Source organism: Tardiphaga alba (genome assembly GCF_018279705.1).
In the GTDB taxonomy this organism is placed as follows: Bacteria; Pseudomonadota; Alphaproteobacteria; order Rhizobiales; family Xanthobacteraceae; genus Tardiphaga; species Tardiphaga alba.
Genome location: NZ_CP036498.1, coordinates 991,302 through 1,008,794 on the forward strand (window position 1 = coordinate 991,302; position 17,493 = coordinate 1,008,794).

At 63.1% G+C, this 17,493-nt stretch carries 19 protein-coding genes; 9 read left to right on the top strand and 10 right to left on the bottom strand.

Features of this window, described 5'->3' with window-relative positions:
- Positions 1-77: 77 nt before the first annotated feature.
- The 9 genes from RPMA_RS04685 to truA all read left to right on the top strand — a co-directional run bounded on the left by RPMA_RS04685 (position 78) and on the right by truA (position 7,852).
- On the top strand, positions 78-500 hold the full coding sequence (locus RPMA_RS04685) for an HIT domain-containing protein (RefSeq protein WP_211911754.1): 423 nt from the start codon (positions 78-80) through the stop codon (positions 498-500).
- A 5-nt stretch (positions 501-505) separates the two neighbouring features.
- Entirely contained in the window at positions 506-1,444 is a 939-nt protein-coding gene (gene nudC, locus RPMA_RS04690) for an NAD(+) diphosphatase (protein ID WP_211911755.1), read from the top strand.
- 81 nt (positions 1,445-1,525) lie between these two features.
- Positions 1,526-2,458: a sugar kinase gene (locus tag RPMA_RS04695; protein WP_211911756.1), complete on the top strand. Its 933-nt coding sequence runs from the start codon at positions 1,526-1,528 to the stop codon at positions 2,456-2,458.
- 183 nt (positions 2,459-2,641) lie between these two features.
- Positions 2,642-3,151, top strand: coding sequence for an Lrp/AsnC family transcriptional regulator (locus tag RPMA_RS04700; RefSeq protein ID WP_211911757.1), 510 nt, complete (start codon positions 2,642-2,644; stop codon positions 3,149-3,151).
- Positions 3,152-3,414: 263 nt separating this feature from the next.
- Positions 3,415-4,452, top strand: coding sequence for a YeiH family protein (locus tag RPMA_RS04705; protein WP_211911758.1), 1,038 nt, complete (start codon positions 3,415-3,417; stop codon positions 4,450-4,452).
- A gap of 10 nt (positions 4,453-4,462) precedes the next feature.
- Positions 4,463-5,350 (top strand): LysR family transcriptional regulator, encoded by an 888-nt coding sequence (locus RPMA_RS04710; RefSeq protein ID WP_211911759.1) that lies wholly within the window; start codon positions 4,463-4,465, stop codon positions 5,348-5,350.
- Between the two features lie 196 nt (positions 5,351-5,546).
- On the top strand, positions 5,547-6,068 hold the full coding sequence (def, locus tag RPMA_RS04715; RefSeq protein ID WP_211911760.1) for a peptide deformylase: 522 nt from the start codon (positions 5,547-5,549) through the stop codon (positions 6,066-6,068).
- A gap of 111 nt (positions 6,069-6,179) precedes the next feature.
- Positions 6,180-7,112: a methionyl-tRNA formyltransferase gene (fmt, locus tag RPMA_RS04720; RefSeq protein ID WP_211911761.1), complete on the top strand. Its 933-nt coding sequence runs from the start codon at positions 6,180-6,182 to the stop codon at positions 7,110-7,112.
- Positions 7,112-7,852, top strand: a complete 741-nt coding sequence (gene truA, locus RPMA_RS04725; RefSeq protein WP_211911762.1) for a tRNA pseudouridine(38-40) synthase TruA — start codon at positions 7,112-7,114, stop codon at positions 7,850-7,852. Before fmt ends, truA begins: the two co-directional genes overlap by 1 nt.
- A gap of 139 nt (positions 7,853-7,991) precedes the next feature.
- On the opposite strand, the gene RPMA_RS04730 is transcribed toward truA, so the two are convergent.
- The 10 genes from RPMA_RS04730 to yidC form a co-directional block, all read right to left on the bottom strand.
- Entirely contained in the window at positions 7,992-8,552 is a 561-nt protein-coding gene (locus tag RPMA_RS04730; protein WP_211911763.1) for a phosphorylase family protein, read from the bottom strand.
- Positions 8,549-9,703: a succinyl-diaminopimelate desuccinylase gene (gene dapE / locus RPMA_RS04735; RefSeq protein WP_211911764.1), complete on the bottom strand. Its 1,155-nt coding sequence runs from the start codon at positions 9,701-9,703 to the stop codon at positions 8,549-8,551. Before dapE ends, RPMA_RS04730 begins: the two co-directional genes overlap by 4 nt.
- Positions 9,704-9,715: 12 nt before the next feature.
- The gene (locus RPMA_RS04740; RefSeq protein WP_211911765.1) at positions 9,716-10,255 is read right to left on the bottom strand and encodes a DUF805 domain-containing protein; all 540 of its coding nucleotides are present in this window, start codon (positions 10,253-10,255) and stop codon (positions 9,716-9,718) included.
- A gap of 109 nt (positions 10,256-10,364) precedes the next feature.
- A complete protein-coding gene (gene dapD / locus RPMA_RS04745) occupies positions 10,365-11,210 on the bottom strand; it encodes a 2,3,4,5-tetrahydropyridine-2,6-dicarboxylate N-succinyltransferase (protein ID WP_211911766.1) in 846 nt (281 codons plus the stop codon).
- A gap of 222 nt (positions 11,211-11,432) precedes the next feature.
- Positions 11,433-12,131, bottom strand: coding sequence for a pyrimidine 5'-nucleotidase (locus tag RPMA_RS04750; protein ID WP_211911767.1), 699 nt, complete (start codon positions 12,129-12,131; stop codon positions 11,433-11,435).
- Positions 12,132-12,157: 26 nt separating this feature from the next.
- Entirely contained in the window at positions 12,158-13,192 is a 1,035-nt protein-coding gene (locus RPMA_RS04755) for a DUF1036 domain-containing protein (protein WP_249225690.1), read from the bottom strand.
- 83 nt (positions 13,193-13,275) lie between these two features.
- Positions 13,276-14,172, bottom strand: coding sequence for an acetylglutamate kinase (gene argB, locus RPMA_RS04760; RefSeq protein WP_211911769.1), 897 nt, complete (start codon positions 14,170-14,172; stop codon positions 13,276-13,278).
- Positions 14,173-14,352: 180 nt separating this feature from the next.
- Positions 14,353-14,727 carry a DUF423 domain-containing protein gene (locus tag RPMA_RS04765; protein ID WP_211911770.1) on the bottom strand — a complete coding sequence of 125 codons (375 nt, stop codon included), beginning with the start codon at positions 14,725-14,727 and terminating at the stop codon, positions 14,353-14,355.
- Positions 14,727-15,377, bottom strand: a complete 651-nt coding sequence (gene yihA, locus RPMA_RS04770; RefSeq protein WP_211911771.1) for a ribosome biogenesis GTP-binding protein YihA/YsxC — start codon at positions 15,375-15,377, stop codon at positions 14,727-14,729. The genes RPMA_RS04765 and yihA overlap by 1 nt, the downstream gene beginning before the upstream one ends.
- A 190-nt stretch (positions 15,378-15,567) precedes the next feature.
- On the bottom strand, positions 15,568-17,430 hold the full coding sequence (yidC, locus tag RPMA_RS04775) for a membrane protein insertase YidC (RefSeq protein WP_211911772.1): 1,863 nt from the start codon (positions 17,428-17,430) through the stop codon (positions 15,568-15,570).
- Between the last annotated feature and the right edge of the window lie 63 nt (positions 17,431-17,493).

Genomic DNA, 17,493 nt, shown 5'->3' on the forward strand with positions numbered 1-17,493 from the left:
ATCAGCAAAAGCATGCACCACGGAGTTGTCCGCGCGGCCACTTCCTGCGACGCTGCGCGTTAAAATCGAGAGACCGAATGGCCACCACTCCCTCCTTCGAGCTGCACACGCAGCTTCAGCAAGACACTATCGACATCGGCGATCTGCCCCTCAGCCGCGTGCTGGTGGTCAAGGATGCGCATTATCCTTGGCTCATGCTGGTGCCGCGCCGCCCCGACATCATCGACATCATCGACCTCGACGAGGTCGCGCAGGCGCAGCTCATGACCGAGATCAATCGCGTCGGGCGTGCGCTGAAAGAGGTCACCCGCTGCGACAAGCTGAATATCGCAGCGCTTGGAAATGTCGTGCCGCAGCTTCACGTCCACATCATCGCGCGTCGCAAGACCGATGCAGCCTGGCCGCGCCCGATCTGGGGCGTGATGCCACCGCTCGCCCATGATGCCGAAGAAGTGCAGCGTTTCATCTCGGAACTCCGTCGCAAGATCTGGCTCGGTTGAATCACATGACAAGCAAGTTGTTTCCCCTTGGCCAGCCGGCCTTCATCTCCAACACGCTCGATCGTGCGGCGCATCTGCGTTTCAATGACGAGAAACTGTTTGCTCTGGAAAACAAGAGCGACAGCCGCGCTTACGTGATCTATCGTGACTCGCTGGTGATGAAGAAGGACGGCGACAATGTTCGCGCGCTGCTCTCCATCGATGAGGCCGTGAAATTCGGCGCCAATCCCGGCACCATCTTCCTCGGCCTGCGCGATGGCGCGGCGGTGTTCGGCATGGGCATCTCGGCGCAGGCCGCTGAAAAGCTGGTCGGTCGTGAGGATGTTGCTGTGTCCGAACTGCGTGGCATGGCCATGCAAGGCGTGGTGCCTCCCGATCAGCTCTCGGCGATCGCACAAGCGAAGTCCATGGTGTCGTGGCATCAGCGCCATGGCTTCTGCGCCAATTGCGGGGCGAAATCGTCCATGGCCGAAGGCGGCTGGAAGCGCGTCTGCCCGACCTGCAAGACCGAGCATTTCCCGCGCACGGATCCCGTCGTCATCATGCTGGTGGAAAAGGGCGACAAGTGCCTGCTCGGCCGCCAGAAGCAGTTCGCACCCGGCATGTATTCATGCCTCGCCGGCTTCGTCGAAGCCGCCGAGACCATCGAGGATGCCGTCAAGCGCGAGATATTCGAGGAATCCGGCATTCGCTGCACCGATGTCACCTATTACATGACGCAGCCTTGGCCCTATCCGTCATCCCTGATGATCGGCTGCTCGGCGCGGGCGCTGACCGACGAAATCGTTATCGACAAAATGGAACTCGAAGACGCCCGGTGGTTTGACCGTGACGAGGCGATGCTGATGTGGAAGCGCGAGCACCCGGACGGGCTCGCAGGACCGCATCCATTCGCCATCGCGCATCATCTGCTTGGACGGTGGCTGCATCCCGACCAAGCTTGAATAGGCTTTTTTGGAGCATGATCTGATCCGAAAACCGGTATCTACTTTTCGGGATCATGCTCCGGACCAACGGGGATTTCCATGACTGACCAGCCCAAGCGCGTAGTGTGCATCGGCCTGCCTGTGCGCGACCTGACCTTCGCCGTCGAATCCGTGCCCGGTCGCGGCCAGAAATTTCCTTCCCAGCGCTTCGCGCAGATCATCGGTGGCAACGCGCTGAACGCGGCCATCGGCGTCAGCCGCCTTGGCGGCAAGGCTGTGATGACCGGTCCGATGGGCGACAAGAGCGAAACGTCGGATCAGTTCCTGCTCGACGATCTTCACAAGGAGCATATCGACTCCTCGCATCTCGTGCATATGCCGGGGCTGGTGACGCCGATCTCGGCGGTGATGATCGATCCCACCGGCGAGCGCACCATCGTCACCTTCCGCGATCCCGAATTGTGGAAGGTGAAGCTGCCCGCCCATGACGTGTTGTTGAAGGATTGCGACGCGATCCTGATCGAAAGCCGCTGTGCCGGCTTCGCCACCGATCTGTGCATCGAGGCGCGCCATCGCGGCATTCCCGTTGTCGTCGATATCGACAGCACGATCTCGCAGCATGAAGGCCTGCTGAATGCGTCCTCGCATCTGATTTTCTCGGATGACGCCCTGCAATCCACCGCCGGCATCCACGACAGTTTGAAAGCCCTGCAGAAGCTGTCGAAGCTGACACCGTCCTTCCTCGCGGTGACCCGCGGGCCGCGGGGCACGCTGTGGCTCGACGAAAACGGCGCCCCGAAGGAAACCCCGGCTTTCCCGGTCCATGTGGTCGATACGCTCGGGGCAGGTGATATTTTCCACGGCGCCTTCGCGCTGGAATTTGCGGCCGGAAAGACGGTGCCGGAGGCGCTGCGCTTCGCGTCGGCGGCAGCTGCACTGAAGTGCACGCGCTATGGCGGCGCCTTTGCCTGCCCGCAACGTGCTGAAGTTGAACAGCTTTTGCGGGACTCGAAAGTCGGCGCGTTGAGCTGAAACATCGGGTGGGTTGAATGAAGGCACGCGGTGCCGGAGTGAAAACCTGCTGTTCCGACACATTGGGCGATGGGTTTTCGCTACGTACAACCCATCCTTCAAACGAAATCGTCTCGCCTTGATTTAGAAGATTGTTCCATATATGAGGTTATTCTGACCTTCAATTAGAACAAAGTTCTTCTCATGACCGATGTCGCTGACACCGCCACTGAATCCACCCGCCGCCTCGATGCGATCGACCGCAAGATCCTCACGGTCCTGCAGGAAGACGCTTCGCTGTCCGTCGCCGAAATCGGCGATCGGGTCGGCCTGTCCTCGACGCCGTGCTGGAAGCGCATCCAGCGCCTCGAGGCCGATGGGGTGATCCTGCGCCGGGTCGCGCTGGTCGATCAGAACAAGATCGGGCTGGGCATCTCGGTGTTCGTCTCGGTGGAGAGTTCTGACCATTCCGATGCCTGGCTGAAGAAATTCGCCGATGCGGTCAGCGCCATGCCGGAGGTGATGGAATTCTACCGCATGGCCGGCGACGTCGATTACATGCTCCGCGTCGTGGTCGCGGACATGCAGAGCTATGACGTGTTCTACAAGAAGCTCATCAGCGCCGTGGCGCTGAAGAATGTGACGTCGCGCTTTGCGATGGAGAAGATTAAGTCGGTGACGGCCCTGCCAGTGCCGCCAATGCCGGCCAATTAGCTCGGTTATCTCTCCCCACCGGGGAGAGGTCGGATCGCACTTGCGATCCGGGTGAGGGGGCTTCCATAAGCTCCGTCGCCCGCGATTGCCCCTCACCCGCGCTAAAGGGCGCGCGGTCTCTTCCCGGAGAGGAGAAGGGACTGTGCGACTCTTGAGGAGGCGATGGCCCAATCAATCGTCTATCTCGATTGAATCGACCGAAATAATCAATTAGATTTATCGTCATCGCGGCATGATGGTGTGGCCAAACAGGAGTTTGGCCCATGACCGTGATTGCTGACCATGCGCACCCCACGCGCCCGCAGGCTGCGCGCAGCCTCGCTGTTCTTCCTGGGCTCGCCCTCACTGCGGCCATTGCCGGCGTGGCCTTTGGCTTACGCGAAATCCCCTATGCCGGCATCGTCAGTCCGATGATCCTGGCCATCGGCATGGGCATCACGCTGCAGAACACGCTTGGCACCCCGGCGATCGCAAAGCCCGGCGTGACCTTCACCATGCGGCGCGTGCTGCGTTTCGCTATTATTCTCCTCGGGCTGCAGCTCACGGCGGCGCAATTGCTGGCCGTTGGTGGCTCGGGCCTCGCAATCATCGCTGCAACGCTGGTCGCCACCTTCGCCTTCACCACCTGGCTTGGCCGCGTGATGGGCGTCGAGCGCGGACTGACCCAGCTCATCGCCGCGGGCACCTCGATCTGCGGCGCCTCCGCTGTGATCGCTACCAACACTGTCACGCGCGCCGGCGACGAGGATGTCGCCTATGCCGTGGCCTGCGTGACACTGTTCGGCTCGGTGGCGATGTTCGCCTATCCGCTGTTGGCCGCGCCGCTGCTGCTCGATTCCCATCACTTCGGCCTGTGGGCCGGCGCCTCGATTCATGAAATCGCGCAGGTGGTGGCCGCCACCTTCCAGCAGAGCCGCGACGCCGGTGAATTCGGCACCATCGCAAAGCTGTCGCGCGTGATGATGCTGGCGCCGATGGTGATCGCGCTCGGCGTGCTCGCCACGCGCCGCGCCCGCGCGCAGGGCGCGGAAGCGGGCGCGGCGAAGCCGCCGCTGCCATGGTTCGCCTTCGGCTTCGTGGCGATGGTGATCGTCAACAGCCTCGTCAGCATTCCGCACGAGGCGATGCAGGTGATCGTGCCGCTGACGACCTTCCTGCTCACCATGGCGCTCGCAGCGATGGGGCTGGAGACCGATATCCGCAAGCTGCGCGCCAAAGGCCTGCGCCCGCTGTTGCTCGGTGCAGCGAGCTTCCTGTTCATTGCGTGCTTCAGCCTCGCGCTGGTGAAACTGATCGGTTGATGGAGATGTCATGACGCTCGAACAGCTTCGGATCTTTGTCGCCGTTGCCGAACACGAGCACATGACGCGCGCGGCCGAGAGTCTGCATCTCACGCAATCCGCCACCAGCGCCGCCATCGCGGCGCTGGAAACGCGCTATGCGACAAAGCTGTTCCACCGCGTCGGTCGTCGCATCGAGCTCACCGAGATCGGCCGCGCCTTTCTTGTCGAGGCGCGTGCGGTGCTGGCCCGCGCCGCGGCGGCGACCACGGTGCTGACCGATCTCGCCGGCATGTCGCGCGGCTCGCTGGCGATCGCCGCGAGCCAGACCGTGGGCAATTATTTTCTGCCGCCGCTGCTGGCGCACTATCGCCAGCGCTTCCCCGGCATCGCGCTGGATCTGCGCATCGGCAATACCGAGCAGGTGGCGAGCTGGGTCCGCGACGGCGAGGTCGATCTCGGTGTGGTCGAGGGCGATGTCGATGACGGCGCGCTCGCCGTTGAGACCGTTGGCGATGACGAGCTGGTGCTGGTGGTCGGTCGCGCGCATCGCTGGGCGGAGGCGGCGCGCGTGACGGGCGCGGATTTCGCCGACAGTGCCTGGGTGCTGCGCGAGGCGGGCTCGGGCACGCGGGCGATCGCGCAGGCGATCCTGACCGCGAACATGCCGGCGGACCGGCTGCGCATCGCGATGGAGCTGCCATCGAATGAAGCCGTGTGCGCGGCGGTGGCGGCCGGCGCCGGGGCGACCATCATGTCGCGGCTGGTGGCGGCGGCGCGCATCGCCAGTGGGGACTTGGTGGCGGTCGATGCCGCGTTGCCGACACGGCGCTTCGTGCAATTGCGGCACAAGGAGCGCTATCTGACGCAAGCGGCGCGGGAGATGTCGGAAATGATGACGGCGCGTGAGGGGTCATAGCGCCTCCACCGCTGATTCAGGAACAAAAAAAGAACGTGGCGCCGGCCGAATGACAGAGACATATGGCTAACCAAAGCCTAACAATCTTGGTTAACAGACACCTAACAAACACGGTTACCATTCTGTTAAACCGGTGTTCTGCAACAGCTCGATCCGCGCATTGACCGCGCAACACGCGCAGATTAAATCGCCCGCCATGGCCATTCGTGAAATCATCATCCTGCCGGACAAACAGTTGCGGCTGATCTCCAAACCTGTCGAGACCGTCACCTCGGAGGTGCGCAAGCTCGCCGACGACATGTTCGAGACCATGTATGACGCCCCCGGCATCGGGCTGGCGGCGATCCAGATCGCGGTTCCGCTGCGTCTGATCACCATGGATCTCGCCAAGAAGGATGACGAGGAAGGCGGCAAGCAGCCGCGCGTCTTCATCAATCCGGAGATCATTTCCGCATCGGAAGAGCTCTCGGTCTATGAGGAAGGCTGCCTGTCGATCCCGGAATATTACGAGGAAGTGGAACGCCCGGCGACCGTGCGCATCCGCTATCTCGATCTCGACGGCAAGACCGTGGAAGAGGACGCGAGCGGCTTGTTCGCGACCTGCATCCAGCATGAGATCGACCATCTCAATGGCGTGCTGTTCGTCGATTATCTCTCCAAGCTCAAGCGTGATCGCGTGATGAAGAAGTTCACGAAGATCGCCAAGCGCGTGGGCTGATCGCTTTTCTCCGTCATGCCCGGCGCATGCCGGGTATCCACGTCTTGACTCAAGCAAAGACGTGGATGGCCGGGACGAGCCCGGCCATGACGGCGCTTTAGGAAGCCACCAATGTCGCTTCGTCTGATCTTCATGGGCACGCCGGATTTCGCCGTGCCGACGCTGCTCGAACTCGTGGCCCACGGCCATGAGATCGTGGCCGTCTATACGCGCGAGGCGAAGCCCGCCGGACGCGGGATGAAACTGCAGCCGACGCCGGTGGCGCGCGAGGCGGAGCGGCTCGGCATTCCCGTGCTGACGCCGAAGACGCTGCGCACCGAAGAGGCCGAGACGCAATTCCGTGCCTTCGATGCCGATGCCGCCGTGGTCGTCGCTTATGGCATGATCCTGCCGCAGAACATTCTCGATGCCGTGCCGCTGGGCTGCTTCAATCTCCATGGTTCGTTGCTGCCGCGCTGGCGTGGCGCCGCGCCGCTGCAGCGGGCCATCATGGCGGATGATGCCGAGAGCGGCGTCATGGTGATGAAGATGGATGTCGGCCTCGACACCGGCGATGTCGCCATGGCCGAGCGCCTGCCGATCACCGATAGCATGACGGCGATGGACCTGCATGATGCGCTGGCGCCGCTCGGCGCCGATCTGATGGTGCGTGCCATGGGTGCGCTCGATCGCGGCGGGCTGCAGCTTGTGAAGCAGAGCGAGCAGGGCGTCGAATACGCCGCCAAGATCGACAAGGCCGAGGCCAGGATCGACTGGTCGAAGCCTGCCCGCGCGGTGTTGCGGCACATCCATGGCCTGTCGCCTTTTCCGGGCGCGTGGTGCGAGGCGGATGTCGAGGGCGAGGTCGTTCGGCTGAAGATTCTCCGCTGCACGCTGGCGAGCGGATCGGGCGCGCCGGGCGATCTGCTCGATGATCGTCTCACCATCGCCTGCGGCGACGGCGCCATCCGCATCCTCGAACTGCAGCGCGCCGGCAAGCAGGCGATGAAGCCCGACGAATTTTTGCGCGGCACGGCGTTGAAGCCCCCAATGCGGGTGGGCTGATGCCGCGCTACAAAATGATCATCGAATATGACGGCACGCCGTTCTCGGGCTGGCAGGTGCAGACTGATGCGACGCTGACCGTGCAGGGCGCGCTGGAGCGCGCCGCCGAGGCGATCTGCGGCGAGCCGATCCGTGTCCATGGCGCCGGCCGCACCGATGCCGGCGTGCATGCACTGGGACAAGTCGCGCATTGCGATGTGCCGAAGATCCTGGTGTCCGGCCGCTTCCGCGACGGCATGAATGCGCATCTGCGCCCGCATCCGGTGGCGGTGCTGTCCGCTGACGTGGTGGCGGATGATTTCGAAGCGCGCTTCTCGGCGGTGAAGCGGCACTACATTTATCGGATCGCGAATCGCCGCGCCAATCTCGCCATCGGCCTGAACCATGTGTGGCGCGTGCCGAAGCCGCTCGATGTCGCGCTCATGCGCGAAGGCGCCAAGCGGCTGCTCGGCCGGCATGATTTCACGACGTTCCGCGATACCGAATGCCAGGCGAAATCGCCGATCCGCACGCTGGATCAACTCGATGTGGATCAGGACGGCGAGGCGGTGACGATCCGCACCTCGGCGCGGTCGTTCCTGCACAGCCAGGTGCGTTCGATGGTGGGCTCGCTGGTGTGGGTCGGCCACGGCCGCTGGACGCCGGACGACATGAGTGCCGCGCTGGAAGCGAAGAACCGCGCCGCGTGTGGGATCGTGGCACCGCCGGACGGGCTGTATCTGGCGAAGGTGGATTACTGATCTCTGCCTGTCATCACCCGCCCTGGCGCGCAATTGCGCGCTTGGAGCGGGTGATCCAGTAAACACTGGCGATGCAATTTGAGCCGAGATATCGGCGTTTACTGGATCGCCCGGTCGAGCCGGGCGACGACAGTGAGAGTTAAGCCCTCACACCCTTCATCGCGTCCCAGAACAGGTCCTGTCCGTTGGCGACATTCGCCGTCCAATGTTCATGCGCGGCATCATTGGCGTCATCGGTGATGAATTTGAACGCGCGCCAGGGAATGTCGTGGCGCAGTGCTACCTGCGCGATGGCGAACAGCTCCATGTCCACCACATCGACCTTGTTGGCCACCAGCCACGGATCGGCGGACGTAACGAAACTGTCGCCAGTGCCGCAGATGAAACCGTCGCGACCTGACGTCAGGCGATCCAGCTCCGGCGAATAGGGCGTGGTGCCGCGCGGGGCCAGCGGCTCGGCATTCATGTCGCGCTGGATCACGTCGCTGATCTCGACAAGCCCATGGAGCGCGCTGTTGAGCTTGCCGGCGGTGCCGTAATTCACGATCAGTTTTGGCTTCTCGGCGACGATCGCAGCCAGCGTCGCGATGGTGGTGTTGATTTTGCCGACGCCGGTGAAGACGACGCGAAAGCCTTTCGGCGCGCGCTCGACATCCAGTTCGCTGTCGAGGGCGGTGAGAACCAAAATGCCGTCGCTCATGCGAAATACCGATCCAGGACGCCGCGATAGATCTTTGTGAGTTGCTCGAGATCGGCGACAGGCGTGCGCTCGTCGATCTGGTGCATGGTCTGGCCGACGAGACCGAATTCGATGACCGGACAGTAGTTCTTGATGAAGCGCGCATCCGACGTGCCGCCGCCGGTGTTGAGATCGGGCACGCGGCCGGTGACATCCTTGATGGCGGCGACGACCGTATCCGTGAAGGCGCCGGGCTTGGTGACGAAGGAGTCCGAATTGCTCGGCTCCCAGATCACATGCGCCTTGATGCGATTACCGGCTGCTGCCGCGACGCGCGCATCGATCAGCGAACGCAGGCTCTCCTGCGTGTGGTGATCGTTGAAGCGGATGTTGAATTTCGCCTTCGCCTGCGCCGGGATGACGTTGCTGGCGGTGTTGCCGACATCCACCGAGGTGAATTCGAGATTGGACGGCTGGAACTGCGCATTGCCCTGATCGAGCGGATCATTGCTCAGCGCCACGATCAGCGCGGCGATGTCCGGCACTGGATTGGAGGCGCGATGCGGATAGGCGACATGGCCCTGCACGCCTTCCACCACCAGCGTGCCCGACTGCGAGCCGCGGCGACCGATCTTGATGGTGTCGCCCATCGCCTCGACATTCGAGGGCTCACCGACAATGCAGTGATCGAACTTTTCGCCGCGCTCGGCGGCCCAGGCGAGCAGCTTGATCGTCCCATTGACGGCGACGCCTTCTTCATCGCCGGTGATGAGGAAGGAGATCGAGCCGTTGGGCCTGCCGTCGTTCGCAGCCAGATGGTCGAGCGTCGCAGCGACGGAGGCTGCGATGCCGCCCTTCATGTCCACGGCACCACGGCCATAGAGCAGACCGTCCTTCACCTCGCCGGCAAAGGCGCCGTGGCTCCATGCCGCCTCATCGCCGGGTGGGACTACATCGGTATGGCCGGCGAAACAGATATGCGGCGCCTCGGTGCCGATGCGGGCATAGAGGTTCTCGATATCGGCGTGGCCGTCCTCGCTGAATGTGACGCGATGGACGGTGAAGTCGGCATCGCCGAGCAGGCGCTCGAGCATAGCGAGCGCGCCGCCTTCGGCAGGGGTAACGGATGGGCAGCGAATGAGATCGCGGGCGATGGAAAGGGCGTCAGTCATGCCCACCGCATATCATGGGTGCCGGGTTCCGGGCCAGCTTTGATCAGGCGAAGATCGCGCCACGCCGGGTCTTGGGCAGTGGGTCGGGGCCGTATCGATTGGCCCGCGGGTGCCGCGCAGGCAGTAGCCTTCGACGAACAGCCAGAGCAGCAACGCGCAAGTCAGAAGCTGCAATGCGCGCGCAAAGTAGCCGTCGTCGAGCATGTCGCCGAACTGGCCAAATGCGAGCGGAACGGCGGCAAGCGGAATCAGCCACCATCCGCTCTTGTTGCGGTCATGAAAGCGTTTCACCGAGGTCGCCGCGAAAGACCAGACCATCGGCACGTTGAACAGGAGCGTGAGAAACCACGACAGCAGGCCATAATGTGGCTGGCCGCTGATCTGCACGAAGCCACCGAGCACGACCGACGTCCGGCCGCGACCGTCGCCGAGCCATGATGCCACGGCCAGGATGAAGATGAACATCGCCAAGCAATAGGTCAGCAATGCGAGCCAGTATCTGGCGCGGCCAATGCGGCCGTCGAAGCCGAACCAAAATCCTCGGAAACCCATCTGCTCACTCCGGTCGCGTTGCGCGTGCAGGAGTGTGTCGTGGCTGGCGGGCGATGGTTCGAAGCAGGGAGCGTCGGGCGGCCTGTTGCGCAAGCCGCCCGTGTGCAGATCAGTCGCGCAGCAGTTCGTTGATCGAGGTCTTCGAGCGGGTGCGCTCGTCGACGCGCTTGACGATCACGGCGCAGGCGGTGGAGGGGCCGATCTCGCCATTGTTCATGGGCTTGCCCGGCAGGTTGCCCGGGACCAGCACGGCATATTCCGGCACTTCGCCGACGAACACTTCGCCGGTGGCACGGTCGACGATCTTGGTGGATGCGCCCAGGAACACGCCCATGGCCAGCACCGCGCCCTTGCGGACGATGACGCCTTCAGCGACTTCCGAACGGGCGCCGATGAAGCAGTCATCCTCGATGATGACGGGGCCGGCCTGCAGCGGCTCCAGCACGCCGCCGATGCCGACGCCGCCCGAGATGTGCACACGCTTGCCGATCTGGGCGCAGGAGCCGACGGTGGCCCAGGTATCGACCATGGAGCTCTCATCGACGTAAGCGCCGAGGTTCACGAAAGACGGCATCAGCACGACGTTCTTGGCGATGAAGGCCGACTTGCGGACAATGGCGCCCGGCACCGCGCGAAAACCCGCGTCGCGGAACGCATTGTCGCCCCAGCCTTCGAACTTCGAGGGCACCTTGTCCCACCAGGCTGCGCCGCCGGGGCCGCCGGCAATGGTGGTCATGTCGTTGAGGCGGAACGACAGCAGCACGGCCTTCTTCAGCCACTGATTGACGGTCCACTTGCCATCATCGCCACGGGTGGCGACGCGGACTTCGCCCTTGTCGAGCAAATCGAGCGCGTAATCGACGGATTCGCGGACTTCGCCTTTGGTCGATGCATTGACGGTGTCGCGCGCTTCGAAGGCGGCATTGATGATGGATTCGAGGGCGGAATGCGACATGGGGCGGTCCTTGGGCGATAGAGTGGAAAGTTGGCGCTTTTGTCGGGATTTGGGGGCGGGGAGTCAAGAACAGAGCCTGAAACTCCACTTGTCATCACCCGCCCTGGCGCGCAATTGCGCGCTTGGAGCGGGTGATCCAGTATGCGGCGGCGGTCCGGCTCTGGCACTGCTGGCGGTGTTTACTGGGTCACCCGGTCAAGCCGGGTGACGACAAGGGGGGGCTCACCGCCCCTTATTCATCTTCACCAGAAATCCCGTCAGATCATCCGTGACATGGTCCACATGCACGTCCTCGCGGCCTTCCAGTTCCCAGTCCTCACGGACCACCTCCTTGGCGCCGTCCGGCACCACCAGCACCGTCGTCATGCCCAGGCTGTGTGGCACCACGAGATTGCGCGACAGGTCTTCAAACATGGCTGCCTTCGCCGGGTTCACGCCGTGGTCGCGCAAGAACTTGTCATAGGTGCGCTGGGCCGGCTTCGGCTCCAGTTCGGCGGCGACGATGTCGAAGATGGCTTCGAACTGGTCGGCGAAACCGAGACGTTTCAGCACGGCGCCGGCATGGGCGACGGAGCCATTGGTGAGGATCAGCTTGCGGCCGGGAAGTTTTGCGATGGCCGCGCCCATGGTGGGGTTCGGCTCCAGCGGGGAGTGGTCGATCTCGTGCACATAAGCGAGGAAATCGTCGGCGCTGATGCGGTGCTCGGTCATCATGCCGCGCATCGTGGTGCCGTAGCGCTTGTAATAGTCCTTCTGGATCTTGAAGGCTTCTTCCGGCGTGACCTTCAGGAAATTCGCCACGAAGTCGCGGATGCGGACATCGACCTGCTGCCACAGATTGACGTGATGCGGATACAGCGTGTTGTCGAGGTCGAACACCCAGGTGTCGACATGATCGAAGGCGCGCGGCGATTTGGTCATTTCAATTGTCTCGTCAATTGTCTCGCTCAAGGCATCGCGAATCGTAGCGTCTTGCCGCCGGCGGTCATGTCCACGGTCGCGTAGCCGGACGCGGTGAGGCCGCGCGCGGCGCAGTCGGTGTGTTCGCGGATCTCGAATTTACTCTCGCGCGTACACAGCGTGCGCGGGCCGCCCCAGTTCAGCGGCTGGTCACCGAGCCGGATGGCGCGGCCGGTGTCATCGACGGCTTCGGCGAAGGAGAGCAGCTGCTTCGGCTGGCCGGTGACATCGGGGCGCAGGCATTTGCCGGGCTCGATGCGATACCAGCCGCGCGCGATGACGCCCTTGCCATCGTCGGTCGCGATGGAGGCCATCACTTTGTAGGATGTGTCGTTGCACCAGGTCAGTCCATTGGCGGACGGCGCCTGCACGCCCGTCACCATGGCCTCGAAGAAGTTCGGCGCATTGACGATATCGTCGGTGAGGCCGCGGCTCCTCAGGAAGGCGGCGAGGCCATTCCGCGTTTTCGGGCCGTCGACGCCGTCGATGGGTGTGGTGTCATAGCCGGCGATCGACAACAGGCGCTGGATTGCGGCGAGCTTGGCTTGCTCGTCGTCATATTCGCTGTCTTCGGCGAGATAGGCGACCATGTGGCCGTCTTCGGTCTGTGATGGCTGGATGGTGGTGAAGGGCGCCAGCGTCTGCCCGGCACGGCACTGGCGCGCGGCGGCAATGACAAAATTGTCTGAAGCGATGCAAAGATTGTCGCTGCCGCTCTGCGCGGGGGCTGCGCCATAGAGTGGCAGCACGCGGGCATGCAGCAACAGGCGATCGGCAGCGATGGTGCCTTGCGCGACGACCTTGCATTGCGCGGGATCGATGCGAAACCAGCCGCGGGTGGCGGTCGCGCTCTTGTCATCGATGCCGATGGCGACATCGACGACATAGCTCATGCGGTTGCAGAGCTTGAGATCGGCGGAGGCGGTAGTAGTGAAGGCGGTCAGGAAGAAGCTGGCGCCAAGCAGTAGTGCGTGCCCGAAACTTTTCCCACCGTCATGGCCGGCCTTGTGCCGGCCATCCACGCCTTGGGTCACGCGTTGCCAGAAGACGTGGATGCCCGGGACAAGCCCGGGCACGACGGAGCTTCTGCTGCGCGACTTGTCCATCACTTGTGGATCAGCGTGCCCGTGCCCTGATTGGTGAAGAGTTCGAGCAGCACTGCATGCGGGGTCTTGCCGTCGATGATCACGACGCCTTCGACGCCCTGTTCCAGCGAATAGATGCAGGTCTCGACCTTCGGTATCATGCCGCCGGAAATGGTGCCGTCGGCGATCAGCTTGCGGGCATCCTTGATCGACAGTTCCGGGATCAGCTTCTTCGACTTGTCGAGCACGCCCGGCACGTCGGTCAGCAGCAGAAGACGCTTGGCCTTCAATGCGCCGGCGACGGCGCCGGCAAAGGTGTCGGCATTGACGTTGTAGGTCTTGCCTTCCTTGGATGCAGCGAGCGGCGCCAGCACCGGGATCAGTTCGTGGCCGATGAGCTGGTTCAGCAGCGTGAGATCGACCTTTTCGGGTTCGCCGACAAAGCCGAGATCAACCACCTTCTCGATATTCGAATCCGGATCGACCATGGTGCGCGTCGCCTTTGACGCGGTGACCATGTTGCCGTCCTTGCCGCAGAGGCCAACGGCCTTGCCGCCGGCTTCGTTGATATAGCTGACGATCTGCTTGTTGATCGAGCCAGCCAGCACCATCTCGACGATCTCGATGGTCGCGGCGTCGGTGATGCGCAATCCGGCGGCGAATTCCGACTTGATGCCGAGACGCGTGAGCATCTGCGCGATCTGCGGGCCGCCACCATGGACGACCACCGGATTGATGGCAGTCTGCTCGAGCAGCACGATGTCGCGGGCAAAAGCGCGGGCGGTATCTTCGGCGCCCATGGCGTGGCCGCCATACTTGATGACGATAGTTTCCTCGTCATATTGCTGCATATGCGGCAGCGCTTCGGAGAGGATGTGGGCCTTTTCGAGAGCACTGATGATGGGCGCGTCGGTCATGAAGCGGATCTCACGGTGAGCAATCTGCGCCGCGTTCTAGCTGATTGGCGGGAGGGGTGCAAAGGCCGAGGCCGCATGGGCGTAACCCGGATGGAGCGGAGCGCAATCCGGGGACCGGCGATGTGTTGAAGCTCTGATTCCTGGATTTCGCTTCGCTCCATCCAGGCTACGGGACAGAGCCTATTTCCGCGGCCATGCCGCGGATACCGCCAGCGCAATCCAGCTGACGATCATGAGCGTTCCACCGGTCGGCGCGGCCATGGGAAACAGGCCGTGGCCGATATATTGGCGCAGCGTTAGATCCCCCGCGAACAATGACGCGCCAATGACAAGACCGAATGCCGCGGTCAGGCCGATCCGCAGATGCGCAATACCGCGCTCGATCAGCGCGACTGCGCCGAGAACCGCAGCGGCGTGAAACAGCAGCATCGAGGATGCGGAGGCGAGGCGCGAGGCGTCGGGCTGATGCGCCGAGGCGGCAGCGAGAATTACGCCATCGGCACCCATGATGCCGGCACAGATGATCACGATGCGAAACAGGGCCATACGGTTCATCAGCTGCGCTCGTTGAGCAGGCGCATCATCGCGGCGCGTAGCTCGGCCATGCCGCCGCCGTCGCGCGAGGACGTCACCAGGATTTCCGGGAAGGCAGCGGGATGCGTGCGCAGCGCGGCCTGGGTCTCTTCTTTCACTTTCTCAAGCTCGGCCTTCTTCACCTGATCGGCCTTGGTGAGGACGATCTGGTAGCTGACGGCGGAACGGTCGAGCGACTTCAGCACGTCGAGATCGACGTCCTTGAGGCCGTGGCGGCTGTCGATCAGGACATAGACGCGGGCCAGCGTCGCGCGGCCCTGCAGGAAAGAATAAATCAGCTTGGTCCAGGACGCGATCTTGGCCTTTGGCGCGGAGGCATAACCATAGCCCGGCATATCCACGAGACGGAAATCGCCGTTGTTCGGGCCTTCGAAGAAGATCAGTTCCTGGGTGCGGCCCGGCGTGTGCGAGGTGCGCGCCAGCGCGTTGCGGCCGGTGAGCGCATTGATCAGGCTGGACTTGCCGACATTGGAGCGGCCGGCAAAGGCGACTTCCATCCCGGCCATGGGAGGCAGGGTCTCAAGCGAGGGGGAAGCCCAGATGAACTTCCACTCGCCTGCGAACATCAGGCGCCCCTGTTCGATCAGCTCCGCATCGGGTTCGGTGGTCATGCGTGAGCTTTCCTTGTTCTCAGCGACGCTCAAACACCTCTCCCCACCGGGGAGAGGTCGCGCGCTCTTGCGCGCGGGTGAGGGGGCGCCGCAAGCTTTGTCCGAGTGTAGCCCCCTCACCCGGCTTGCTTCGCAATCCGACCTCTCCCCGGCGGGGAGAGGTGTCCTTGCGTCGTTGTGAATTCAGAGACTAGCTCTTCTTCTCGGCGGGCTTCTTGCCGAACGTCGACTTGATATTGTCGAACAGCTCAACCTTCACACCGTTCTTGTTCATGATGTAGGCCTGCTGCAGCACCGAGAGCAGGTTGTTCCAGGCCCAGTAGATCACGAGGCCGGCCGGGAAGCCCGCAAGCATGAAGGTGAAAATCAGCGGCATCCAGTCGAAGATCATCTTCTGGGTCGGATCCGGCGGCGTCGGATTCAGCTTCATCTGGAACCACATCGTGATGCCCATGATGATCGGCCAGATGCCGAGCGCGAGGTAGTGACCGAGAACAGGGATCGCCGTCGGATCGAACGGGAGCAGACCGAACAGGTTGAACAGGTTGGTCGGATCATGCGCCGACAGATCCTTGATCCAGCCAAAGAACGGCGCGTGGCGCATTTCGATGGTGACGAACAGGACCTTGTAGAGCGAGAAGAACACCGGGATCTGCAGCAGGACGGGAAGACAGCCGGCGACCGGATTGATCTTCTCCTTCTTGTAGATCTCCATCATTTCCTGCTGCTGCTTCATCCGGTCGTCCGGATAGCGCTCCTTGAGCGCCATTAGCTGCGGCTGGATCGCCTTCATCTTCGCCATCGAGGCGTAGGACTTGTTGGCGAGCGGGAAGAAGATGATCTTGACCAGCACCGTCACCAGCAGAATGGCGACGCCGAAATTGCCGAACAGGTGGAAGAACCAGTCGAGCGCCAGGAACATCGGCTTGGTGATGAAGTAGAACCAGCCCCAGTCGATCAGCAGATCGAAGTGGTTGAGGCCGAGCGACTGATTATAGCCGCCGAGGCCGACCGCGATCGGGAAGTTGAGGCCGACGGTGGCGGCTTCCTTGGCGCCGGCGAACAGGCGCGCATTGGCCGATGTCGAAGCGCCGGGCGCGACGGTCTGCGCGTCCTGCAGATAGTCGGTCTGATAGGTGCGGACGGTGCCGGCGAGGTTCGACGAGAAGCGCGCCTGCAGCTTCGCGGTGGTGTCGGGCAGCAGCGCCGAGGCCCAGTATTTGTCGGTGATGCCGAGCCACGCATTGGTGACGTTGAACGGGACCGACTTGGCTTCCTCGATCTTCTTGTAGCCGTATTCCTGCAGGCCCTGGTCGCCGAGATAACCGACGAGACCTTCATGCAGGATGTAATAGCCTTCCACATGCGGCGTGCCGTGGCGCGAGATCAGCGCGAACGGGTACAGCGTGACCGGGTTGCTGCCGGCATTGGCGACGTCATCCTTGATCGAGAACAGGTAACGGTCGTCGATCGAAATGGTGCGGGTGAAGGTGAGGCCTTCGCCGTTGTTGTACTTCAGAACCACCGGCGACGACGGGGTGAGGGCGTTGGTGCCTTCCTGCGTCCATTCGGTGTTGGCGTCGGGCAGCTTCGCGGTGGTGCCGGTGGCGCCGACCCAGCCGAATTCGGCGTAGTAAGGCGCGGCGGTGCCCGAGGGCGAGAACAGCGTGATCGGCGGCGAAGTCGGATCGACGGTCATGCGGAATTTGGTGAGCGCGATATCGTCGAGGCGGGCGCCCTTCAGCGAGATCGAGCCTGCGAGGCGCGGCGTGTCGATCTTCACGCGCTTGGTGGACGAGATCGCCTGGTCACGGCTGACCGGCGCATTGGAGGGAGCGGCATTGGTGGGCGCACCAGCCGGCGTCGGGGCCGCCGAGCCCGGCTGCGGCGTGCTGCCGCCGGCCGCGGGTTGAGCAGGGTTCGCGAGCTGGGCCTGGGTGGCCTGCTGCGCCTTCTGCTTTTCCATCTGCGGGATGTTGTAGAAATATTGCCAGCCTATCAGCACCAGGCCGGACAGAACGACGGCGATAATGGTGTTGCGATTGTCGGTCATCGTTCAGGTCTCGTTATCCGAAATGCAGGTGCGGCGGGCCTGGGGCCGGCTGCGCGCTGCTTG